The organism is Clostridium sp. MSTE9 (genome assembly GCF_000277625.1).
GTDB classification, from domain to species: Bacteria; Bacillota; Clostridia; order Oscillospirales; family Acutalibacteraceae; genus Faecalispora; species Faecalispora jeddahensis.
The window spans coordinates 56214-79816 of the sequence record NZ_AKFU01000013.1 but is presented as its reverse complement, the minus strand read 5'-3'; the positions used below and the strand labels follow the sequence as shown (position 1 = coordinate 79816).

At 53.0% G+C, this 23603-nt stretch carries 23 protein-coding genes; 19 read left to right on the top strand and 4 right to left on the bottom strand.

Translation table 11 applies throughout. The features are described from left to right. From HMPREF1141_RS03115 to HMPREF1141_RS03105, 3 genes are all read left to right on the top strand, one after another. Window positions 1-300: transposase (locus tag HMPREF1141_RS03115; RefSeq protein WP_035316478.1), on the top strand; the 300-nt coding region annotated here is incomplete at its 5' end. 99 nt (window positions 301-399) lie between these two features. Beyond that, window positions 400-1701, top strand: a complete 1302-nt coding sequence (locus HMPREF1141_RS03110; RefSeq protein ID WP_009060811.1) for an NAD(P)-dependent oxidoreductase — start codon at window positions 400-402, stop codon at window positions 1699-1701. 333 nt (window positions 1702-2034) lie between these two features. Next, window positions 2035-2589: a DUF1697 domain-containing protein gene (locus tag HMPREF1141_RS03105; RefSeq protein ID WP_035316488.1), complete on the top strand. Its 555-nt coding sequence runs from the start codon at window positions 2035-2037 to the stop codon at window positions 2587-2589. Window positions 2590-2763: 174 nt separating this feature from the next. Here the strand turns inward: HMPREF1141_RS03105 and adhE are convergent, their stop codons facing one another. Then, window positions 2764-5403: a bifunctional acetaldehyde-CoA/alcohol dehydrogenase gene (adhE, locus tag HMPREF1141_RS03100; RefSeq protein ID WP_009060810.1), complete on the bottom strand. Its 2640-nt coding sequence runs from the start codon at window positions 5401-5403 to the stop codon at window positions 2764-2766. A 384-nt stretch (window positions 5404-5787) separates the two neighbouring features. Here adhE and HMPREF1141_RS03095 point away from each other — a divergent pair, with 384 nt between their 5' ends. The 15 genes from HMPREF1141_RS03095 to HMPREF1141_RS03025 all read left to right on the top strand — a co-directional run bounded on the left by HMPREF1141_RS03095 (window position 5788) and on the right by HMPREF1141_RS03025 (window position 20345). Then, the gene (locus HMPREF1141_RS03095) at window positions 5788-6525 is read left to right on the top strand and encodes a GntR family transcriptional regulator (RefSeq protein ID WP_009060826.1); all 738 of its coding nucleotides are present in this window, start codon (window positions 5788-5790) and stop codon (window positions 6523-6525) included. Window positions 6526-6789: 264 nt separating this feature from the next. Next, complete coding sequence (locus HMPREF1141_RS03090; RefSeq protein ID WP_051044264.1) at window positions 6790-7644, top strand: transketolase; 855 nt, start codon at window positions 6790-6792, stop codon at window positions 7642-7644. Next, window positions 7637-8575, top strand: a complete 939-nt coding sequence (locus HMPREF1141_RS03085; RefSeq protein WP_009060915.1) for a transketolase C-terminal domain-containing protein — start codon at window positions 7637-7639, stop codon at window positions 8573-8575. Before HMPREF1141_RS03090 ends, HMPREF1141_RS03085 begins: the two co-directional genes overlap by 8 nt. Before the next feature lie 65 nt (window positions 8576-8640). Then, window positions 8641-9504 carry a phosphogluconate dehydrogenase C-terminal domain-containing protein gene (locus tag HMPREF1141_RS03080; protein WP_009060919.1) on the top strand — a complete coding sequence of 288 codons (864 nt, stop codon included), beginning with the start codon at window positions 8641-8643 and terminating at the stop codon, window positions 9502-9504. Window positions 9505-9731: 227 nt separating this feature from the next. Next, window positions 9732-10853 (top strand): ABC transporter substrate-binding protein, encoded by a 1122-nt coding sequence (locus HMPREF1141_RS03075; RefSeq protein WP_009060921.1) that lies wholly within the window; start codon window positions 9732-9734, stop codon window positions 10851-10853. Window positions 10854-11027: 174 nt separating this feature from the next. Continuing rightward, window positions 11028-13484, top strand: coding sequence for an ATP-binding cassette domain-containing protein (locus HMPREF1141_RS03070; protein WP_242824550.1), 2457 nt, complete (start codon window positions 11028-11030; stop codon window positions 13482-13484). After that, window positions 13481-14500 carry an ABC transporter permease gene (locus tag HMPREF1141_RS03065; protein ID WP_009060796.1) on the top strand — a complete coding sequence of 340 codons (1020 nt, stop codon included), beginning with the start codon at window positions 13481-13483 and terminating at the stop codon, window positions 14498-14500. The genes HMPREF1141_RS03070 and HMPREF1141_RS03065 overlap by 4 nt, the downstream gene beginning before the upstream one ends. A 20-nt stretch (window positions 14501-14520) precedes the next feature. Next, window positions 14521-15273 carry an amidohydrolase family protein gene (locus HMPREF1141_RS03060; protein WP_009060910.1) on the top strand — a complete coding sequence of 251 codons (753 nt, stop codon included), beginning with the start codon at window positions 14521-14523 and terminating at the stop codon, window positions 15271-15273. Between the two features lie 275 nt (window positions 15274-15548). After that, window positions 15549-16508: a D-2-hydroxyacid dehydrogenase gene (locus tag HMPREF1141_RS03055; protein WP_009060857.1), complete on the top strand. Its 960-nt coding sequence runs from the start codon at window positions 15549-15551 to the stop codon at window positions 16506-16508. A gap of 18 nt (window positions 16509-16526) precedes the next feature. Beyond that, on the top strand, window positions 16527-17657 hold the full coding sequence (locus tag HMPREF1141_RS03050; RefSeq protein ID WP_009060899.1) for a glycerate kinase: 1131 nt from the start codon (window positions 16527-16529) through the stop codon (window positions 17655-17657). 290 nt (window positions 17658-17947) lie between these two features. After that, the gene (locus HMPREF1141_RS03045) at window positions 17948-18277 is read left to right on the top strand and encodes a hypothetical protein (RefSeq protein WP_242824548.1); all 330 of its coding nucleotides are present in this window, start codon (window positions 17948-17950) and stop codon (window positions 18275-18277) included. Then, window positions 18274-18735: a GNAT family N-acetyltransferase gene (locus HMPREF1141_RS03040; protein WP_009060859.1), complete on the top strand. Its 462-nt coding sequence runs from the start codon at window positions 18274-18276 to the stop codon at window positions 18733-18735. The genes HMPREF1141_RS03045 and HMPREF1141_RS03040 overlap by 4 nt, the downstream gene beginning before the upstream one ends. A 53-nt stretch (window positions 18736-18788) precedes the next feature. Next, window positions 18789-19379 carry a DJ-1/PfpI family protein gene (locus tag HMPREF1141_RS03035; RefSeq protein WP_009060804.1) on the top strand — a complete coding sequence of 197 codons (591 nt, stop codon included), beginning with the start codon at window positions 18789-18791 and terminating at the stop codon, window positions 19377-19379. Between the two features lie 66 nt (window positions 19380-19445). Beyond that, a complete protein-coding gene (locus HMPREF1141_RS03030; RefSeq protein ID WP_347475657.1) occupies window positions 19446-19808 on the top strand; it encodes a DUF2500 domain-containing protein in 363 nt (120 codons plus the stop codon). A gap of 297 nt (window positions 19809-20105) precedes the next feature. Beyond that, window positions 20106-20345 (top strand): hypothetical protein, encoded by a 240-nt coding sequence (locus HMPREF1141_RS03025; protein ID WP_009060840.1) that lies wholly within the window; start codon window positions 20106-20108, stop codon window positions 20343-20345. A gap of 8 nt (window positions 20346-20353) precedes the next feature. Here HMPREF1141_RS03025 and HMPREF1141_RS03020 read toward each other — a convergent pair whose 3' ends face one another. The 3 genes from HMPREF1141_RS03020 to trxA all read right to left on the bottom strand — a co-directional run bounded on the left by HMPREF1141_RS03020 (window position 20354) and on the right by trxA (window position 23273). Beyond that, window positions 20354-21025, bottom strand: coding sequence for a Crp/Fnr family transcriptional regulator (locus HMPREF1141_RS03020; RefSeq protein WP_009060897.1), 672 nt, complete (start codon window positions 21023-21025; stop codon window positions 20354-20356). A gap of 188 nt (window positions 21026-21213) precedes the next feature. Beyond that, window positions 21214-22908, bottom strand: a complete 1695-nt coding sequence (locus HMPREF1141_RS03015; RefSeq protein ID WP_009060802.1) for an FAD-dependent oxidoreductase — start codon at window positions 22906-22908, stop codon at window positions 21214-21216. A gap of 50 nt (window positions 22909-22958) precedes the next feature. Continuing rightward, window positions 22959-23273 (bottom strand): thioredoxin, encoded by a 315-nt coding sequence (trxA, locus tag HMPREF1141_RS03010; RefSeq protein WP_009060817.1) that lies wholly within the window; start codon window positions 23271-23273, stop codon window positions 22959-22961. Between the two features lie 102 nt (window positions 23274-23375). Between trxA and HMPREF1141_RS03005 the strand changes: the two genes are divergently transcribed. After that, window positions 23376-23570 (top strand): hypothetical protein, encoded by a 195-nt coding sequence (locus HMPREF1141_RS03005; protein ID WP_035316475.1) that lies wholly within the window; start codon window positions 23376-23378, stop codon window positions 23568-23570. Window positions 23571-23603: the final 33 nt, after the last annotated feature.

The window sequence follows — 23603 nt, the reverse complement described above, 5'->3', positions numbered from 1 at the left end:
TCTTCAGCAAAATTTACTCAAAACCTGTGCCTGGATGCCGGGTATACCGGCTCAAAAGACAAGGTTGAAAAAAGAGGCTATATCGCGCATATCCGTCCCCGATCTGAGGAAAAACAGGAGCTCTTGCGGAATCCCGATTTTAAAGCCCGGCGCTGGGTAGTAGAGGTTACGCATTCGTTCTTCAACCGTTTCCGCAAATTGCTGGTTCGTTTTGAAAAGAAAGCTGCAAACTACCTTGGTCTTCTGCATTTTGCCTGTGCAATTATTGTCTGGCGTAAATTGATTCGAGTCCATATCTAATTTATGGATAGGCTCTTATTTCGTTAAAAAAATAATGATGCTTCTATTTAAGAATTTTTATGATAAGATGAATTCATCACTTTTCGTTTGGAGGTTTCTATGTCATTCTTGGACAAATCCGTGGATTATAAAAGCTACACGATGCGTGAAGCAATAGATGAGGCAAAACGCTGTTTGAGGTGCAAGGTTCCCTCGTGTCAGAAGGGGTGCCCAATCAGTAATGATATCCCCGATTTTATCTATCAGTTATCAAAGGGCAATTTGGGGGAAGCAAGAGAAATACTTGCAAGAAAAACGAATTTGCCCGCCGTGTGCGGCCGCATTTGCCCGCACGAAAAGCAGTGCGTGGGCCACTGTGTGCTCAATGCAAAGCACGCCCCGATACAGGTGGGAAAACTGGAAGAATTCATCGCCGACTTTGATGCGGAAATGGGGCTGATCAAAGAAAATCTGGTTCATAAAACAAGGGGAAAAGTCGCTGTGATCGGTTCCGGCCCGGCCGGACTTACCGTGGCGGGTGACCTTGCCCGGCAGGGATTTAACGTTGTCATTTATGAAAAAGAAAATGAGCCCGGCGGGGTACTCGTTTACGGAATACCCGAATTCAGACTCCCGAAGGAGGTGGTGAGAAAAGAAATAAAGAAAATCGAGGCCCTGGGAGTAACCTTTTTAACGAATGTAATGATAGGCCCCGACCTGACTGTCGACGACATGTTTTCGCGGAATTACGATGCGATTTTTATCGGCACCGGCACCGCTTTGGCAAGAAATATTGATTTGCCCGGAAGAGATAAAATCGGAATCCTTCAGGCCATTTATTTTCTTCGGATGGTTGCCTTATACAACAGCGGAGATGTGGACAGGGATGAAATCCCACTCAAGCAGGGGGACAAAGTGGTTATCATCGGTGCGGGCAATGTCGCGATGGACGCCGCCCGTACCGCTTTAAGAGCCGGAGCGGGATCGGTTGCGATTGTATACCGCAAGGGGGAAGAAGACATGCCGGCCCTGAAATCGGAGTATCATAGCGCTCTTGAAGAAGGGGTTCAATTTATTTGGCATGCCGAGCCTACCCAGTTTAACGGCGATGAAAGAGTGAGCGGCATCACCTTAAAGCAGGGCGATCAATTCCTGGATGTGGATGCGGATGTCATCATGCTTGCAATTGGCTCAAAGCCTGCCAGCCGAATCGTATCCACTACCACAGGCATTGAGGTAAATCCAAACGGCTATGTGGTCACCAAAGAGAAGCCTTATGGGATGACAATGAGAAAAGGCGTTTTTGCAGGGGGAGATGTCGTTCATCAGCCTGCGACCGTAGTCCTTGCGATGAAAGAGGCAAAAAAGGTTGCCGAGGGAATCGCTTCGTATGTAGACGCCATCAAGCTTCTGGAGCTGTAACAGCATCCGGTTCATGGAGCCGAAGGGTTGCGCGAGTTTTCTTCTGCGTCTGGTTTGATTTAAGAACACATAGAAAATGCAGTTCGGCCCCCCTTGTGGCTGTGCTGCATTTTTGGTGCTTAGAGCGGCTGTGCCGTAAATCGTCAGACAATGCGACCATGGTGAAATTCTTCCGGAGGGCTGTGTTCTTTCCCGAAAAGCCGATCCTGCAGGGGACAACTTCTTTCGCTTGTAGGATTGAAAAAGAATTTCTGGTGATTTATGATTGATAATATCGAAAACAAATCATTCTCTTTTCAGCAAAAGCCGCTGTCAATCATGGGGGGAATCACAATGAAATACGTTGCACTGTTCAGAGGGATCAATGTCGGCGGAAAAAACATTGTAAAAATGCAGGATTTAAAGCAGCTCTTGCTGGATTTGGGGTTCCAGCAGGTCAATACGTATATTCAAAGCGGCAATGTGGTTTTTGAGGCCGCTCTGGAGGAAGTACCTTTGCGAGACAGGATTCGTACCGCCTTTTCGGAACGCTTTGGGTTTGAAAGCGATGTGATTCTGCGCAGCATGGACGAAATGGATACCCTGATTCATCGCCTGCCATTCTCAGCGGAGGAAATAGCGAAAGCGGAAGCCGCCGATCCGCAGGTGGAACACCTGTATGTATATTTTTTAGAGAACCCGCCGGAACCGTCAAAGCTGGACGCCATTTGCAGAAAGTACACTGGCCCGGACCTGTTTCAGGCAGGGGAGAGGGAAATCTATCTTCTTTGCAGCGAAAGTATCCGCAAGTCAAAGCTGGCGATCGGCATATCAAAAGCCTTTGATTCCGCTACCGCGCGCAACTGGAAGACCGTTCTCAAACTGACGGATATGCTGGCCAAGCTGTGAGGCTGGTTTCAAGTGGTTTTTATACCCGAGGGGACATTCGGGATACCTGCTTTGGGCATGAGCAGAGCCTTAGATCAACATTTGAATTTGCGTAAAAAATAAGAACAGGGATTTCTCCCTGTTCTTATTTTTTATAGAATTGCAGGATTTACCCCTCGGGATATTTCCCTAGACTTATCTCCCGTAGTAGGCGTCAAGATACATCTGCCGGATTTCGCTCATCAGCGGGTACCGGGGATTCGCGCCGGTGCACTGGTCATCGAAGGCGTGCTCGGTCATTTCATCGAGCGTTGCCAGAAACGCGGCTTCGTCAACGCCCCAGGCCTGAATCGACTTCGGGATGCCGATTTTGGCTTTGAGCTCTTCGACTGCGGCAATCAGGCCGTTGAATTTTTCTTCCTCATCCTTGCCGGGAATGCCGAGGAAATCGGCGCATTCGCGGTAACGCTCCAGCGTATGCGGATACTGATACTGCGGGAAGGTTCCCATTTTGGCCGGGCGGGGATCGGCGTTAAAGCGCATGACATAGGTGATCATCAGCGCGTTGGCCACGCCGTGCGGCAGGTGATGGAAGGCCCCCAGCTTGTGCGCCATAGAGTGGCAGACGCCGAGGAACGCGTTGGCAAACGCCATGCCCGCCATGGTAGAAGCGTCCGCCATTTTTTCGCGCGCGATGGGGTCCGCTGCGCCGTGCTCGTACGCCCGGGGCAGATAGGTGAAGATGTTTTTCAGGGCCTTCAGCGCAAGGCCGTCGGTGTAATCCGTTGCGAGCATGGCGGCGTAGGCTTCCAGCGCGTGGGTCATGGCGTCGATGCCGGAAGCGGCGGTCAGCCCCTTGGGCATGTGCATCATCAAATCCACGTCTACAATCGCCATTTTGGGCATCAGCTCGTAATCGGCCAGCGGGTATTTGATGCCGGTGGCCTCGTCGGTGATCACGGCGAACGGCGTTACCTCCGAGCCGGTGCCGGCCGAGGTGGGGATGGCGATGAAATAAGCTTTTTCGCCCATTTTCGGGAACGTGTACACCCGCTTGCGGATATCCATAAAGCGCATGGCGAGGTCCATAAAATCGACTTCGGGATGCTCATACATCGTCCACATGATCTTGGCGGCATCCATCGCAGAGCCACCGCCCAGCGCGATAATGCAGTCCGGCGCAAACGCTTTCATAGCGGCCGCGCCTTCCTTGGCGCAGTGCAGGGTGGGGTCGGGCTGAACATCGAAAAAGGTCGTGTGCGCGATTCCCAGCTCGTCAAGGCGGTCGGTAATACTCTTTGTATATCCGTTGCGGAACAGGAATTCGTCGGTGACGAGGAATGCTCTTTTTTTGTTCAGCACATCTTTCAGCTCGCCCAAAGCGACTGGCAGGCAGCCCCGCTTAAAATAAACCTTTTCCGGGGCGCGGAACCAAAGCATATTTTCTCTCCTCTCCGCAACGGTTTTGATGTTCAGCAGGTGCTTGACGCCCACGTTTTCCGATACGGAGTTTCCGCCCCAGGAGCCGCAGCCGAGTGTCAGCGAGGGGGGAAGCTTAAAGTTATACAGGTCGCCGATGCCGCCCTGCGCGGCGGGCGTGTTGATGAGCACGCGGCAGGTTTTCATCGCGGCGGTGAACAGCCGGAGTTTTTCCGGCTCGGTTACGGTGTTGATATACAGGGAAGAGGTGTGGCCGTATCCGCCGTCTGCTACCAGACGCTCCGCCTTCTGAATCGCGTCGGCAAAATCCTTGGCGCGGTACATGGCCAGAACAGGGCTGAGCTTTTCATGGGCAAATGCCTCCTGCGGCTCTACGCTTTCCACCTCTCCGATCAGAATCTTTGCGTTTTCTGGTACGTCAAAGCCCGATAGCTTTGCGATGGCGTGTGCGGACTGGCCGACGATCTTGGAATTGAGCGCGCCGTTGATCAGAATCGTCCGGCGGACCTTCTCTGTTTCGTCCGGGTTGAGCAGATAGCAGCCGCGCGCCGCAAACTCTGCTTTAACCTGCTCGTAGACGCCGTCCAGCACAATCACGGACTGCTCCGAAGCGCAGATCATGCCGTTGTCGAAGGTTTTGGAGTGGATGATCGAGTTGACGGCCAAAATCAGGTCTGCCGAATCGTCGATGATGGCGGGGGTGTTGCCCGCGCCCACGCCGATGGCCGGCTTGCCGGAGGAGTAGGCGGCCTGCACCATGCCGGGGCCGCCGGTGGCGAGAATCAGATCCGCTTCTTTCATGGCCTGATTGGTCAGCTCCACGGAGGGGGCGTCGATCCAGGCGATGATGCCCTTGGGCGCGCCTGCGGCCACGGCTGCATTCAGAACCACCCGCGCGGCGGCAATCGTGCTTTCTTTTGCGCGCGGATGTGGGCAAATGAGGATGGCGTTCCGGGTTTTCAGGCAGAGAAGCATTTTAAAAATAGCGGTGGAGGTCGGATTTGTCGTGGGAACCACGGCAGCGATCACGCCGATCGGCTCCGCGATGGTCTGAACGCCGAACGAGGTATCCTGCTCCAGCACGCCGCAGGTTTTGGTGTTTTTATACGCGTTGTAAATATATTCGGAAGCATAGTGGTTCTTAATGACCTTGTCTTCCACGATCCCCATGCCGGTTTCTGCAACTGCCAGCTTTGCCAGAGGAATCCGCTGATGGTTTGCAGCCATGGCTGCAGCCAGAAAAATCTGGTCCACCTGTTCCTGCGAATAGGTAGAAAAAAGCTTCTGGGCATTGCGCAGCGCGGCGATTTTAGAGGTAAGAGTTTCTACTCCGTTGTCATATACAACTACGACGGGTTCCTGTACGGCGATCTCGGGAGCTTTTTTTGTAGCCATTTCAATTCCTCCGATTCAAAAATGTAAGTGAATGACTGGGTGGATGAACGATACAAATGATATTGTTATTTTTTTAACTATATCTCACATCCCTATTATATCTAACTTGTTAATTGTTTGTCAATCTATTTTGCGTGAAAATTGAAAGAATTTTGATCGGAGTATTTTGTAAGTTCATTTTACGGAAAAAAGACTGGTGCTTTTCTCTGTCAAAAGACCACTAAGTATGTGGATTCTTGAAAGGCGTGATAAAAACTGTTCAGTTTGATAAAAAATAGTCAGCATTAAAAATAAAAAATAATAAAAATTATAAGCCAAAATGTTGACTTTACCTATTTTATATACTATAATGAGCGCATCAAATGAATGTAGGACGTTTAAATTATGGTGTATATGGGTTCCACAGATGCCGAGCTGTCGGCAGAAGATAAAAAGTCTGTAGTTGATATTACAGTAGAATACGTGATGGGTAAAATCAGCAGAAAGGAATGGAAGCCGGGCACCAAGATCCCCACAGAATTTGAATTGGTAGAAACGCTGAAAGTCAGCCGCAACTCTGTGCGGGAAGCCATTAAGGTGCTGATAGCTCTGGGTCTGCTGGAAATTCGCCGTGCGGATGGTACTTATGTGGTGAATCGCTTTTCAGAAAAAATGATGACCCCGTGGGCCTGCAGTCTGCTGCTGGAGGATGATGATTCTCTTGCTCTGCTGGAGCTGCGCATGGTAATTGAGCGGGGGATTTTTTCTCTTGCCATTCAGAAAGGTACTGAGGAGGATATGCGCGCCATTTATGACGCCTCTGAACACTTTATCGTTTTAGCGCAGGATGTACAGGCGACCTCTTCCGAAATTCTGGATGCAGACATCCGCTATCGGGAAAGAATCTGTGAGGCGTCGCATAATCACCTGACGGCGCGTCTGAACGATATGATCGCTTTTGCCAGCCTTCATTCCCGCGAAAAATCCATTGAAGAGGCCATCGCCTGCAATGATCGCTTTCACATGGTAGACTCTCACCGCAAGCTGACCGAAATTATTGTGCAGCGGCGTACCGCCGATTTGAATGAAGTGCTCAGCTATTGCTACAAGTACTGGGGAATTGCACTGCAGAATCAAAAATAGAAAAACGGCCGGTCAACTGTTTGACCGGCCATCCAGAAAGCGCAGGATGGCCGGTTTTTGAAAGAAAGACTTTTGAAGAATTACTATTTAAACATCCGACGTTGGTTGTTGTTTTCTACATGATAAGATGTTTGTTTAGAAATTAACTATACAGATTGTGAAAATAAACTGGGGAAATGCTCGAAAAATGGCGAATGGGTCGGGCCCCCTAAAAAAGTGTAAGCGGCTGGTCGGGAACATCCTGATGAGTGAATCAACAATACAATGCCTGTGAATAAGGAGGAAAAGAAATTGGAAACAAAGGAACTGCGGAAAATCGCCAGCAAACTGCGGCTGGAAGCAGTACGAATGGTTTACGAGGGGAAAGACGGTCACCCTGGGCCGGCATTGTCTGCGGCAGATATTGTGACCACCTTATATTTTGACGCCATGCGGGTAGACCCAAGAGACCCCCATTGGCCGGACAGAGACCGCTTTATTTTGTCCAAGGGCCATGCCTGTCCGATCTGGTATGCCGCACTCAATGAGCGCGGTTACTTTCAGCCAAAGGTGGAACATTTTCATCTGCGCGGGCTTCACAGCATGTTCCAGGGGCACCCCTCGATGAAGAATACGCCCGGCATTGACATGACTTCCGGCTCTTTGGGCAACGGGATCGCCATCGGCGCGGGAATGGCCCTTGCGGCAAAAATCACGAACAGGCCATATTACACCTATGTGATCTGCGGCGACGGCGAGCTGCAGGAGGGTGTTTGCTGGGAGGGCGCCAATGTCGCTACCGGCCAGGGCCTTGATAACCTGATTGTATTTGTGGACAGAAACGGTTGGCAGAGCTACAAAAAGATAGAACAGACCATTGGAATCAACAACCCGGCAGACCGCTTTCGCGCATTCGGGTGGCATGTGCAGGAAATCTGCGGGCACGACATAGAGGCCATTCAGGCGGCGATCGCCGTAGCGAAAAGCACAAAAGGATGCCCTAGCTGCATTGTTTGTGACTGCGTGAAGGGCAAGGGCGTCAGTTACATGGAAAACAACAATGCGTGGCACAAGGGTGTGCCCACGGATGAAGAATATGAGCTTGCCGTAAAAGAACTGGGGGTGCCGACAGATGACTGAATTTAAAGGAACGCGGGAGGCATTTGCCGCCGCCGTGATGGATATGTCCGAGACAGATGAGAGAATTGTGGTGGTCTCTCCGGATTCTTTGAAAGCGATGCGGGCCGTGCCGTTCGGAGAAAAATACCCCGGCCGTTATGTGGAATGCGGGATCGCGGAGCAGTGCGCCGTAGATGTGGCGGCCGGACTGGCCAGCTGCGGGCTGATCCCCTTCGTTGGAACCTACTGCGGGTTTCTCACCATGCGCGCCTGCGAGCAGATGCGCACCTTTGTGGGCTATACGGAGTTAAACGCAAAGTTTGTCGGGGTAAATGCCGGCCTGCTCGGCGGCGAGCGGGAGGGTGTGACGCATCAGTTTTATGAGGATATCGGTATTCTGGCGAGTATCCCGAATTTTACGATCTTAACGCCCGCGGATCCGGCCCAGTGCTACCATGCAGTTCGGCTGGCGGCGGAAATTGACGGGCCGGTTTATGTGCGGGCCGGAAGCGGCCGCGAAAAGAATGTATATGACAAAAACGCACCGTTTTCCACAGATGGAATTACGGTGTGGAAAGAATATGGGACCGATGCGGTCCTGCTGTCAAACGGCTTTGTGCTCGACCGTGTGCTTGCGGTGGCCGAGCTGCTGAAAGAAGAGGGGATTCTGGTCACAGTGGCGGATGTCAACATTCTGTATGGCAAGCAGCAGGATCAGATTTTAGAGGTCATTTCCAGAAGCAATCAGCTGTTTACTGTGGAAGATCATAACATCAATGGCGGGTTGGGTTCTTATATCAGCCGTTTGGTGTGCGAAAACAATCCGGCGATGGTTCACCGGATTGCGCTGACCGGCTATGGGGAATCCGGGCCTGCGGAACCCCTGGCAGATAATTACGGATTTTCACCGCAGTCCATTGCACAGACCGTTCGCTCCACGCTGAATCGGTAGTATTTTGCGGTTCGGAATCTGGAGGAAAGAGATAGAGCGACATAGAAAAAGGAGAGCGACTTCAAATGGAAAAACTAAAAGTGGCAGTCATTGGCGCAGGCGGAAAAATGGGAACGCGCACAAGCAATAATCTGGCCAAAAGACCGGATTTGTTTGACCTGAAGCTGGTGGAGAATTCCCCGGCCGGGGTCGAGAGTATCCGTGCCCGCGGCCTGGACGTGACCTCGGTGGAGGAAGCCTTTGCTGAAGCGGAGGTGATCGTATTTGCCGTGCCGGATACCCTGATCAAAAAGCTTTCGGAAATTTATGTCCCGATGATGCGGCCGGGAGCGGGCCTGCTGATTTTAGACCCCGCAGCCGCGGTGGCGAAAGAACTGATCCTGCGGGATGACTGCACTTTTGGCGTGGCCCACCCTTGCCACCCCTCGTATTTTCTGGATCAGGACACCTACGAGGCGCGCCAGGACCGCTTTGGCGGCTGCGGCGGCAAGCAGGATATCGTGATGAGCAAGATTCAGGGAGATGACGCCCGCTTTGCCCAGCTGGTAGAGGTGGCAAAAAATATGTATGCTCCCGTTCTGCACGCTTACGTGATGACCTCGGAGCAGATTGCCTTTTTGGAGCCGACTTTGGTGGAGCTGCTTGGCGCGACCTGCCTGTATGCCATGGCGGAAACCGTGGATAAAGCCGAGGAAAAGGGAATTGAGCGCGATGCAGCGATTTCCTTTTTGACGGGCCACATCTATAACCTGACGGCGAACTTCCTGGGTCTGCTGCCCGGCAAGCCGCCCGTGTCGGATGCGTGCAAGGTGGCCATCGGCCTTGGCAACCGCCTTGTTCTGCGCGACGACTGGAAAAAGATCTGGGATGACGAGGTGCTCGATCGGGTGATTGCCACCATGCTTCATCCGGAGAATCCTCAGATTTAAACTGACCACAGTTCATCCCCATCCAATTTACTTACAGGAAAACGGCAATTTCTTCCCTTGCCCCAAACAGGGGAAGAAATCAACAGCCGGTTTCCAAATGCAATCATTCTGTTCTTATGCAATTGGTTCCGTGGCGTTTCATTCATGTTCTTTGTGTTAACAGGTAACACATTTATCGCTTAGGCGGGTATCGCCTGACAATATTGTATTGAAAAAGGAGAAACAACATGAAATTGACACACCGTTTCACGGCACTGCTATTGGCGGCTGCCATGGGCCTCAGTCTGACTGCCTGCGGCTCGAGCCAATCCAGCAGCAACGCACCCTCCGCCACCCCTTCTGAGCAGTCCGCTCAGAGCCCGGAAAGCAGCACTGCGGAAGACACCCTCGCGGCCTCCGGCGATTATGCGCTGAAATCCGGCAAGTATGTGATCGGCCTTTCCAACTCGTTCTACGGCAATACTTGGCGCAAACAGATGGTAAGCTCGTTTACCGAGGCGGCCGAAGAAGCCAAAAAGAAAGGCTATATCTCCGGCTATGAGATTCAGAACGGAGACAACACCGTCAACACCCAGATTGCGCAGATCAACTCCTTTATTCTGAAAAAGGTGGACGCGATCTGCATCAACGCCGCATCCTCCACCGCGCTGAACGACGTTATTAAAAAGGCGATGGATCAGGGAATCAAGATCATTGCGTTTGATTCGATTATTGATCTGGACGGCGCCTACACCATGGACTATGACTGGGTCAGCATGGGCGAAAAGAAAACACAGTATGTGATGGACAAAATCGGCGGCAAGGGCAATGTGATCGTTGTGCGCGGCCCCTCCGGCGCGGCGCCCGACGTGGGAATTTATCAGGGCATTACCAACGTTCTGAAGAAATACCCCGACGTGAAAATTGCGACGGAGATTCAGGGACAGGCCGATGCCACCGTTACCCAGCAGGGGATTCTGAATGTGCTTTCGTCGCTGCCGAAAGTCGACGCGGTGATCACCCACTGCGGCGCAGACTCCATGGGTGTTGTCAATGCATTCCAGTCCATGGGGCAGGAGGTTCCGCTGACGATCGGCGACAATACCGCTGAATTTATGACCTGGTGGAACCAGCAGGCGCAAAAGGGCTATGAGACCATGTCCGTAAACTCCACGCCCTCCTGCGGTGCCGGTGCGCTGTGGACGGCCGTTGCGGCTCTTAACGACGTGAAGGTGCCTCAGAAAATGTATCTGCCCTTTATCTACATCAATCAGGATGAAATCGGGCAGTATGCTGATCTGCAGGCCGGTACCATCGCAAGCCCCTATATGTCTTACGATTATGTTGTGGAAAACATTTTGAAGAAATAAATTCCTTCCCTGAGCAAATGAAAAGCGGCGGACTCTCCGGAAAATCGTTTCGGATGGTCCGCCCAATCTCAAAAGCCGGTAAATGGATTGGCTTTTTCGCACAAGGGGGGATTACGGGTTTTCAGCGGCAAGCGGCAACAGAACAGCGAATTGAGGTGAACGCATTTGGACGCAATGACAAAATCGGCGGAGCCTGTCCAGCAGCAGGATACGTCGCTTCTTTTAGAGGCAAGACATTTTCGAAAGGTCTATTATCCCACCATCGCGGTGAACGACATCACGCTTTCTTTACATAGGGGAGATATTTTGGCCCTGGTTGGTGCGAACGGCGCCGGGAAAAGCACATTGATCAAAACGCTTTCGGGTGTGGTCGGGTGCGACGGAGGGGAGCTGACTTTTGACGGCAGCCCGGTGAATTTAAAGGAATATCATCCGGCGGCGGCCAGAAATCTGGGAATCCGGGTCGTGCATCAGGAGCTTTCCCTGTGCAAGAACCTGACGGTATACGAAAACTTTTATGTGGAGCAGTCTCAAAGCATCAAAAATGCATTCGGCTGGCGAAAGCAGGCGCAGGAAATGGCACGGGCTGCTTTGGACCGCGTTTTCCCGGGCCACGGAATCGATGTTGCGGCAGGGCTGGATTCACTCAGCATTGCTCAGCAGCAGATGGTGGAAATTGCGCGGGCCACGAGCGACAAAAAGATGAAGCTGATGATTCTGGACGAGCCAACCTCGTCCCTGCCGATTGAGCGGACGGAGCAGCTTCAGGAATATTTGTGTAAAACAGCCGGGGAAGGCATGACATATATTTATATTTCTCACCGCCTGAAAGAGATTATGACGATTGCCAACTGCGTGTATATCATGCAAAACGGCAATGAAAAATGGAAAGGCGCCATTCACGAAACCAGCGAGGAGCACATGGTAAAGCTGATGGGGGAAGGCATTGGCAGCGGCAGCTGTTCGGTAGAGCTTTGCGCCTTTGAGACGCCCGAAGTGAATCAAAACATCAGCGTGATATGCGACCATTACACCAGCAAAAAACTCAGCGACCTCAGTTTTGAGGGCTTCGGCGGCCAGATTTTGGGCCTGACCGGTTTAGAGGGAAACGGCCAGCTCGATCTGCTGCGGGATATCTTTTTAAAGGCAAAATCGAAAAAGAATGGGATCAAGGTGACGGGAAAGGTTGCGTTTGTAGCCGGTGACAGAAAAAAAGAGGGAATTTTTCCGCTCTGGTCTATCGCAGACAATCAGGTGATTACCAAAGCGGCGGGCAGCGGGATGTTTCAGCACCTGAGCCGTGAATGGCTAGAGGAATCCATTTATTATTGGTATGAGAAGCTGCATATCAAAAGCGACGGGACAAAGGAGCTGATCACCTGTCTTTCCGGCGGGAACCAGCAAAAAGTTCTGATTGCCCGCGCCCTTGCGGCGGACGCCGACATCATCCTGCTCGACGACCCAACACGCGGCGTGGATCAGCCCACAAAAAATGCCTTGTACGAGGTGTTTCGGGAGGCGGCCGCCAGCGGCAAACTGGTGATCTGGAGAACCTCTGACGATGCGGAGCTGGAGTTCTGCACGCACTTGCTGGTGCTCAACGGCGGACAGATTGTGGGATCGTTCGAGAGTGCGAGTGTTGACCACGAAACGATCATGGGGCTTTCCTTTCAGAATGAAGAGGTAACACACGGCCCGGCGGAAGAAAAAAAGCGTCGCACCGCGCCGTTGTACACGTTTGCACTGATTGCCATGGTCGCGATTTACGCGGTCTGCGCCTTTCAGTCGCCGATGCTGCTGAGCGGTTACGGTCTACAGCTGATGGTGGTGGGCTTTGCGGCTCTGATGCTGTGCGCACTGGGGCAGACCTTCATCATCGGGCTGGGTCATATCGACCTGGGCATCGGCAATTTCTGCGGACTCATCAATGTTTTGTGCTGTACGCTGCTGTTCAGCAACCCGACTTTGGGCGCTTTGGCCCTGCTGGGCACGCTGGCGCTGTACCCGCTGATGGGCTATGTGATCTACAAACGGAATGTCCCGGCCATTATCGTGACGCTGGGCATGTCCTTTCTGTGGACGGGAGCGGCGCTCTCGCTGCAGGCAATGCCGGGCGGCACCTGTCCCGAATGGATCCGCACGGTGTTCTATTCCGAAACGCCGCTGGTCAATACGCTGTGCTTCTGGCTGGCAGGGCTGATGGCCGCCGCAATCCTGTTTTACCGTTCACGCTACGGCACCGTGCTGCGGGGGTTCGGCAACAACGAGCACGCCATGATCAATTCCGGCTGGAGCAAGGCGAAAGCGTTTATGGCGGTCTATGCGCTGGCTGGCATTCTTGCCTTTATGGCGGGTGTGATCACCTCCGCCATCAATAACGCGTCCGATTCCTCCGCCTCCGGCACCTATACCATGCTTGCGGTGGCCTCCGTCATTATTGGCGGCGGGTATTTTTCGGGCGGTGTGGTCACTCACTTTGGCGCGGTATGCGGCGCGGTGATTCTGACAATGATCAGCGTTCTGCTCGGCCTGTGGAGCGTCAGCACCGATTACACCGCGCTGATTCAGGGCCTGGTGCTGATTCTGATTTTGTCGTTGCGCCTGCTGAAGGGAAGGGGGAAAAAGGCATGAAAAAGAAAAACGCGAGTCTTCAGGAGTTCACACAGCGCAACGGCAGCTGGCTGTTTGCGGCGGCGGGCTGCATCGTCCTCTGGGTTTTGATGGGCACGTGCAGCGGCAATGGTTTGAGTCTGAAATCTTTGATCGACAATGCCTACACCGCTTCCTTCTTGGCGATTGCCGGCCTGGCCCAGATGCTGGTGGTTACCACCGGGCGCGGTGCGATCGATCTTTCCATTCCCGGCATGATCACGCTGGGCGCTTATGTGAGCATGGGCCTGTGCAACGGCCAGAACAGCATGATCCTCCCGGCGCTGCTTGCCGTAGTCGCGTCCGGCGTGCTGGTGGGTTTCCTCAACAGCATGATGGTCATTCACCTGAAGATTCCCGCCATTATCGCGACGATGGCCATGAATTATCTGATTGTGACGGTGACGATGCTGATCGGGCATAATTTCAATGTGTTCACAGTGCCCTCCATCCTGAAAAACATTGCGACTTTCCGTGTGGCAGGGGTGCCGGTGATGATTTTGCTGGTTGCGCTGCTTGCACTGGCGATTCATTTTCTGCTGACCTCTACCACCTACGGCAAGGGGCTGCTGGCCACGGGGCAAAACCTTGAAGCGGCCCGTCTTGCGGGGGTGGATGTGGGAAAGACCCAGATTCTGACCTATGTGTTTGCGGCGGTTCTGGCCGGGCTGTGCGGCGCTTTGATTTCGGCCCGCGTGACCGGCGCTTACCTTGGCATGGGCAACAGTTACCAGATGGACAGTATCGCCTGCATTGTAGTGGGCGGTACGCTGATGTCCGGCGGCCGCGCCAATGCCGCTGGTACCCTGGTGGGCTCGCTGTTTTTGTATCTGATTATTTCCTGCATGCAGTTGATGGGAGCAAACGCCGGCATGCAGAGCATGGTAAAGGGCGCGCTGATTATCGCGGTGCTGCTGATTGGCGCGGCGGAAAACAGCGGCAAAAATCTGAGGAAAAAATGTGAGGGCAGTACAGCCTGCGAAATAAAAACCTCTTAACGAAAGGAGCCAGAGCTGTTATGATTATTGATGCGCATGTTCATTTAGGGGAAGACGTGGTATTTGACGAAGAAAACCGCGAGGAAGAGCTGATTCGGTACTACGATGAATTCCAGATCGACGGCGGGATTATCCAGCCGTTTATCCCCAGACCCTACCTTTCGGAGCATGTCAAAATCCACGACAGAATCGCATCGTTCTGCAAAAGCATGGCGCCCCGCAAGCACTTTTTCGGTATGGCCTCCATCAACCCTCATTTTTTCCCGGAGGATTACGACAAAGAGGCGTTCCGCTGTGTAAAGGAGCTGGGGTTTGTTGCGATCAAGATCACGCCGATCGCGCACGCGTGCCACCCGTCCTCCAAAGATGCCTACCATGTGTATGAGGTGTGCCGTGAGCTGAAGGTACCGCTGATGATCCATACCGGCAACGGGATTCCGTTTGCCGACCCCACGAGCGTATACCAGGGCGCAAAGGATCACCCGGACGTAACAGTGATTCTGGCGCACGCGGGCTCCGAATCCTTCCACCAGCAGGCGCGCCTGCTGGCAAAGAAGCTGGATAACGTGTTTTTAGAGCCAAGCTGGTGCGGCACCAACGCCGTAAAGCATATGATTCAGGAGGTTGGCTGCAGCAAGATTCTGTTTTCCTCCGACAATCTGGATCAGATTCCGGTAGAGCTGGCCAAATACCGGCAGATCATCCGAAATGAGGACGATCTGGAAAACGTGATGTGGAGAAACGCAAACCGTATTTTCCGGCTTGGCCTTTGATTCATCCCTCAATTCGAGAAACACGGAGCCGGTGTTGGACGGTTCCGTGTTTCGTATATCCTGTGTTTTATTTCCGGGAGGACTCCGGGAGGACAATGACTTTTAAAGACGGTGCGTGAAAGAAAACTGCGCGAAGGAAGCTCTGCTCGCAGGATGATTCTGTGCGGAGCAAGAGTGTTCAGCGTATCCAGTCAAAGAACCGGATGAAATAGGATGAGCCTGTATATATGAAAACTGGTATGGAGAAACGAGTAAAAACAGGAGGATCGCATGATATGAAAATCGTGATTTTGGACGGCTATACAGAAAACCCCGGCGATTTGAGCTGGAGCGGCTTTGAGGCTCTTGGCGAGCTGACGGTTTACGACCGCACCCCGGAGGATCAGATCATCGAGCGAATCGGTGACGCAGAGCTAGTCATTACGAATAAGACACCCCTAACGGCGGATACCCTGCGGAAATGCGAGAGCATCCGCTATATTGGGGTGCTGGCCACAGGCTATAATGTGGTGGATGTACAGGCAGCCAGGGAGCGCGGCATTCCAGTGACGAATATTCCCACGTACGGGACAAAGGCAGTCGCACAGTTTGCCATTGCTCTGCTGCTGGAGCTGTGCCACCACATCGGGGAGCACTCCGACGCGGTCAAACACGGGGACTGGACGAACAGCATCGACTGGTGCTTCTGGAATCACCCGTTGATCGAGCTGGACGGCAAAACCATGGGGATCATCGGCTTCGGCAAAATCGGGCAGAGCACGGCCCAGATCGCCCAGGCTCTCGGCATGAAGGTGCTGGCAAACGACACCTATCATATCCCGGGGCTGGAAAGCGAAACGCTGCGCTATACGGAGCTTGACGAGCTGCTGGCAGAATCGGACGTGGTGGTGCTGCACTGCCCCCTGTTCCCGTCTACACAAGGGATCATCAACAAGAATACCATTGCCAAAATGAAGCCGGGAGTTATGATTATCAACAATTCCCGCGGACCGCTGATTGTGGAGCAGGATCTGGCGGATGCGCTGAATTCCGGCAGGGTGGCCGGCGCCGCGTGCGACGTAGTCTCCACCGAGCCGATTCAAGCGGATAACCCTCTACTGACGGCAAAGAATGTGATTCTGACCCCACATATTGCATGGGCCCCAAAAGAGAGCCGCCAGCGTTTGATGGATATTGCGGTAGAAAACCTGAAAGCGTTTTTAAACGGCAGCCCAGTCAATGTGGTGAACCCCTGAAAAAGGAGTGAAACAGGTGTGAAGAAATTTGTTCTGATTCCGGATTCCTTTAAAGGAACCATGAGCAGTCTTGAGGTGTGCCGTATTATGGAGGAGAGCATCCGGCGGCATTTCCCGCAGGCAGAGGTGCTTTCTCTCCCGGTGGCCGACGGCGGCGAAGGCAGTGTAGACGCTTTTTTAACGGCTGCAGGAGGAAAAAGGGTATCGCTGCGCGTGAAAGGCCCGTACGGAGAAGAAATCGATTCTTTTTATGGGATCACCTCTGACCATACGGCGGTGATCGAAATGGCGGCCTGCGCGGGCCTGCCGCTCTCCGAGGGAGTCATGCGGCCCGATCTGGCTTCTACTTATGGGGTGGGTCAGCTGATGGTTCACGCGGCGGAGCAGGGATGCAGAAAGCTGATCATCTGCCTGGGCGGCAGCTGTACCAATGACATGGGTGCAGGCGCGGCAGCCGCAGCCGGGATTGTGTTCCGCAACCTTAAGGGGGAAGAATTTGTTCCTACAGGCGCGACACTGGGGCAAATCGGCGCAATCAGCCGTGAGGGGCTCCACCCGCTGCTGCGCGAGTGCGAAATCATCGCGATGTGCGACATTGATAACCCGCTGTACGGGGAATCCGGCGCCGCATACGTTTTTGCACCCCAAAAAGGAGCAAATGCCGAAATGGTGCGGATGCTGGATCAAAATCTGCGCAGTGCGGCGCAGACGGTAAAAGAACAGCTTTCCGTTTCTCTGGACGAGGTTCCCGGCGCGGGGGCCGCGGGCGGTATGGGCGGCGGTATGCTGGCGTTTTTTGGAGCGCGTCTGCAAATGGGAATCACAACAGTTCTGGACGCGCTTGCATTTGAGCAGAAGGCTGAGGGCGCGGATTTTATCTTCAGCGGTGAGGGCAAGCTCGATACGCAAAGTCTGCGCGGCAAGGTAGTGGTGGGGGTAGCTCGCTGCGCCAAGGCAATCGGCGTGCCGGTGATCGCCGTGGTGGGCGATATCGGCGACGGCATCGACGCCGTATATGAGGAGGGCGTCTGTGCGGTATTCAGTATCAATCGTGTGGCGGTGGATTTTTCGCAGGCAAAGCTGCGCAGCCGCCAGGATATGGCTCTTACCATGGATAATCTGATGCGTTTTCTGAGCCGGTTTTCGTAAAGGAAATCGGTAAGACTGGGGCGGCGGCAGGATTGCACTGCAATTCTGCTGTCGCCTTAATTTGTTTGCTGTAGGTTAAAAGTTTTGTATAGTCGATTCACTTTAAAATGGCTTTATGCCCAACATCAAGATTTCTTCTTTCGATATTAGGTGGGGGAAGAAACCAAGTTTTTTTAAATGATATCGAGATACATTGAATTTTGCCTTTCTGCCATTTTTATGGTATTCTGTAATCAAACAGCGAAAAGCTGCTTATGAATATGATAATGAGAATGGTACGGGTGAGAAAAATGAAACGATTTACGGGAATGCTTCCGTTTTTATTGGTGCTGGCGGTATTGTTTTACCTGCCGCCTCTGGTTATGGTCAACATGGGCATCGTGCTGCTTCCGTTTTTGGGGATTATGCTTGCGGTGTGCTTTTTCTGCGCGCTGATTTACGGAATCCTCCGGCCTTTTGGCAGCTTTGTGTTTGCGCTGCTGGCCGGACTGATTTTTCTGCCGTCCGCGTTTATCTTTTATGCCGGGGCGTGGATTTACGCGATTATTTATGCGCTGGCCAGCCTGATCGGCGGCGTGTTCGGTACGCAGATTGTCAAGCTGAGAAAGAAACCGCAATGAGTGCGCAAACAGGATGGGACGCCTTTGCCATCCACGCTCTGCGGGAGGAGGATTTGCCCGCGGTGCTGGAAATCTGGATTTCCGCCAATTTGCAGGCGCACGATTTTATTCCGGAGAAGTACTGGAGGGAAAATCTGCCGATGGTGCGGCAGATGCTGCCGCAGGCTCAGGTGCTGGTCTGTGAGGCGGAAGGGAAGATCGTTGGCTTTTCCGGGATCGATAACGGGCATATTGAGGGAATCTTTGTCGATGCTCCGATGCGTTCGCATGGGATCGGAAAGGCTCTGCTAAATGAGTGGAAGCGGCGGTTCCCGACTCTGACGCTCTGCGTTTATGAAAAAAATAAAAGCGCTCTGGCCTTTTACCTGCGGGAGGGCTTTTCAAAAGTTCGCCTGCAGCAGGATGAGGTGACCGGCGAAATGGAATATATGATGCAATGGCCCGGCGTGAAACAATGACTACAGCGTAAAGATGCTTTGACCCGGGAAGCCCGGTGGAAAGGATGAGCGGGATGGAAGTCAATGTGCTGTTATTTCCGGATTTTGAGACGCTCGATGCGTTCGGCCCGGTGGAGATTCTGGGGCGGTCCGGCGAATATCTTCTGAACTATGTATCGATGGATGGCGGCATGGTGCGCAGCAGGCAGGGAGCGGAAATCGCGACCCGTCCGCTGGAAGATGTGAGCGAAACAGGAATTCTGCTCGTACCCGGCGGAATCGGGACGCGGCTGCTCGTCCATGACCACGGCTTTCTTACACAGCTGGGAGAGGCCGCGCAGAGGGCCGATTATTGCCTGACCGTTTGCACCGGCTCGGCTTTGCTGGCGAAAACCGGCCTGTTGGATGGCCGCAGGGCTACCTCGAATAAACGGGCGATGGATTGGGTCGTCTCGGTGAATCCGGCGGTCGACTGGGTACATCGTGCAAGATGGGTGGTTGACGGAAAATTTTATACATCCTCGGGTGTTTCAGCGGGCATCGATATGGCGCTGGGATTTCTCGCCGACCGATTGGGCCAGGAGGCGGCAGAGGAAGCAGCGCTTGGGGCGGAGTACCTATGGAATCGTGATAGTGATAACGACCCGTTTGCCTGTGATGCGTAGCAGCTATAACGTCAGCCGCTGAAAGGAGAATGAACGATGGACTTTACATACGGATCCGGAGATTTTATGTTTCACTTTGCACCGATTTTTATTACGGTGGTGTTCGTGATTGTGTTCGGCACGATTCTTGTTCGTTCCGTGAAGGGCATCTCACAGTGGCATAAAAACAATGAGTCTCCTGTTTTGACCGTGCCGGCGCGTCTTGTGGCCAAACGTACTGCTGTGCATCATTATACCAACAATACCGGGCCGGACATGGTAACCAACGATACCTCCACTACCTATTTCGCCACCTTTGAGGTGGCAAGCGGCGACCGGATCGAATTCCATGTAAAAGGCACGGAATACGGTATGCTGGCGGAGGGCGACCGAGGCCGCCTGACCTTTCAGGGAACACGGTATCTGGGGTTTGAAAGAGACAGAAGTTGAAAACAAATGAAAAATAAAAAGGCTCGGGAGCTCTGTTCACAGAGTTTCCGAGCCTTTTTAAACAACTGCTTTCAATACAAGATACTTATTTCAATCCACAAGGCAGGAGTGACCTCCTGTCTTGACCTTCTATCTATAAAGAATAGCAGAAATTAATTAAAATTCAAGTAACTTGTATTGAAAAGAAAAATATTTAAGGATTGACTTATAGAAAGAATAGTTCTATTATGTAAATTATAAATAAAAATGCTAATATATATCTAAAAGTTTTAATTAGTTTTTAAGAGGGTGTGAATCATGGACAAGAAAGATTTTCCTGATATTTTATACACTTCTTTAGAAAAAATGGGAGGAAGAGCGAAAAGTATTGAAGTGTATCAATACATATGGGGAAAATATGAAAACGAACTTAGAAAGTCAGGGACTCTTTTTTACTTGTGGCAATGTGAAACTCGAAAGGCAGTGATACTGCTGCGAAAACAAGGACGGATGAAGCCGTATATGCCTGCTTTCAAAGATATTTGGGAAATACAATAAAACACCGCTTATTGTACCAGCGCGCGCAGGCGCTTGGAGTCGAGCAGGGTGACCCGGCCGCGCGAAAGCTGCACCAGTCCATCGTCGGAAAAATATTTCAGCATGCGGCTGACAACCTCGCGGGCGCTGCCCAAGTGCCTCGCGATTTCCTCATGGGTCATGGTAAGCGAGTCGGAGCCCTCGATTTCGCTCTGCTCCAGCAAAAAGGCGGAAAGACGGCTGTCAAAGCTCGTGAACAGAATCTGCTCCATCATCCACATCACGTCGGAAAAGCGGGAGGCCATCAGCTGGCTGGTGTAATCCGCGACGGGCAGAGATTCTTTCATCAGGCTTTCATACAGGGCAGGGGGAACGATGAAAACGTCAGAATCCCGCTCCGCCTGCACGTGCAGCTCAAAGCTGATGTTTTTCATGATGCATGACGCCGAGAACAGGCAGATATCCCATGAGAACAGGCGGTACAGGGTAACCTCTTTACCGCCGGAGGATTCGATGAAAACGCGGAGCTGGCCGTCGCGCACCAGCAGAAGGCCCGAGCAGTCGTTGTGCCCCTGGTGCAGAATCTGGCCTCGTGCGAAGCGCTTGGAATGGGTCTGTGCGCGCACCAGCTGCTGCTGCCGGGGAGTCAGCTTCTCCCACTGGGGAAAAATCTCTTCCAGAGCAATCGGAATTTGTTCCATGAAAACACCCCCAACAAAAACAGACCTTATCTGTATCGCAATCCCAGACTGAAAAATGATTGATTTTCTCTTTCGGACAGAGGAAGAATCCACATCATTTTGAAAGGGTATTGCTATATCATCAGTATAAGGTCTGCTTTTGATTTATTCAAGGGAGAGGAATTTTTTTGTGTAACAAATTTCGCAGATCAGATTCGAAGCCCGCACGCGTGCGCGGGTGCGTTGTCGTAGGACTGGTTGCCGCGAATCAGGCTGTACAGGCGGTAGCCGCCGGACAGGTTATAGCAGGAAAAGCCGTGCTGAGAGAGAATGCGGCAGGCGAAATAGCTGCGCAGGCCGCTCTGACAGTGGACATAGATTTCTTTTTCGGGATCGAGCTCCGCAAGATTTTCACGCAGGGAATCGAGCGGAATGTGTACCGCGCCGGGGATGGAACCGCTCTGCCACTCCGGATCGGTTCTCACATCCAGCAGTACGGCGTTCGGGTCATCCACTATGCGGGGGGTGTCATCCCAATGAAACTGCCGCACCTTGCCGGTGAGAATATTTTCGATTGCAAAGCCGGCCATGTTTACCGGGTCTTTGGCGGAGGAATACGGGGGAGCGTAGCACAGCTCCAGCTCTGCAAGATCATAGGCGGTCATGCCTGCGCGGATTGCCGTGGCCAGCACGTCGCAGCGTTTGTCGACACCGTCGAACCCGACCACCTGTGCGCCGAGAATGCGCCCGGTCGGCTGCTCGAACAAAGCCTTGATCGTTAGATTGACTGCTCCGGGGTAGTAGGTGGCGTGGGAGGGGGAGAAGATGTGGATTTTATCGTAGTTCAGTCCGGCTGCCTTGGCTGCAGCCTCGTTCAGTCCGGTGGAGGCGACCGTCATGTCGAACAGCTTCATCACGGAGGAGCCCTGCGTGCCGCGGTATTCGCTGGGCAGCCCGCAGATATGATCTGCCGCGATACGCCCCTGCTTGTTGGCCGGGCCCGCAAGCGGCACATAGCCGGGCAATCCGGTGACAAGGTTCGTGATCTCAACGGCGTCGCCCACGGCGTAAATGTTTTCGTCGGAGGTGCGCATGTGGCTGTCTGTGCGAATGGCGCCGCGCTCATTGACCGCAAGGCCGGCCTCGCGGGCCAGCGCGCTTTCGGGCCGGATGCCTGCCGAAAGAAGGAGGAAGTCGGCATCCAGCGTTTCGCCGTTTTCCAGGTGGACGAGCAGGCCGTTTTCCTGCGGGTCGATTGCGGTAACCTTCTGCGAGAGCACCAGACTAACCCCCTGGTGGCGCAGGTATTGTTGTACCTCGCAGGCCATGTCGTAATCCAGCGCGGCCATCACGTGATCTATCGCTTCCACTACGGTGACGGAAACGCCGGCGCGCATCAGGTTTTCGGCCATTTCAAGGCCGATGAAGCCGCCACCCATCACCACCGCGCGGCGGGGCCGGTTCTGCTGGATGTATTCCCGGATGCGCAGGGAATCGGGCACGGTGCGCAGGGTGAAGACGCGCCGGTCATCCGTACCCGGAATCGGCGGGCGGGCCGGCTCACCACCGGGCGAGAGGATCAGCTTGTCGTAGGATTCCTCATACTCTTCTCCGGCGGCGAGATCGCGGATGAGAACCGTCTTTTTCTCCGGGCGGATCGCCGCAGCCTCGTGTCCGGTACGCACATCAATACCGAACCTCTGGCGGAAGCTCTGCGGCGTTTGAAGGGTAAGGGCCTCTTTCTGATTGATCTCTCCGCCTACATAATAAGGCAGACCACAGTTGGCGTAAGAAATATATAGACCGCGTTCCAGCAGAATGATTTGTGCCGTTTCATCCAGACGGCGCAGGCGGGCAGCCGCGGACGCGCCGCCTGCCACTCCGCCGATGATAATCACCTTCATGTGATGTCATTCCCCCTTGTATCTTTCTAAAGGCTTTGCTTTTTCAAAGCTTATTTCTCCAGCATTTTCATGATTTTGGCCTTGGGCTGCAGGCCGACGGAGGAAGAAATCAGCTTGCCGCCACGCATTACCGCCAGCATCGGGATGCTCATCACGCGGAATGCCTGCGCAAGCTCCTGCTCCTCGTCTACGTTGATCTTTGCAATCTTTACTTTGCCTTCCAGGTCGTGGCTGAGCTCCTCCACGGTCGGGCCAAGCATTCGGCAGGGCCCGCACCAGGGCGCCCAAAAATCGATGAGCACCGGCTGCTCGGATTCCAGAACCTCTTTTTGATAATTATGCTTGGTCAAATGGATCACTGCCATTTGAATTGCCCCCTTGTTGTTTTTTTACAGTATAGCAACATTCCCCGGCGCCGTCTGTGACTAAATTACAAAAAGGAATTCCGTGGGGAATTTCCGGGCTGAATGCTGGAGCACCGCGCGGAAATTATGGAGCGGTTTTGCCGCTCGCGCGCTGAAAGCATGATTTTTGTTGGGCTGTTCTTCTTTTCATATGTCGAAAAAGCGCGGAAAGGCGCAAAAAGGTATTTTCAGGCAAAAGAAAAAAATCAGGGGTTGACTTTTTGTGATATGGCGAGTACAATTACTTTTAGCTATTGATGCTTTAAACCAATAAATCGTTTGCGGCCGATC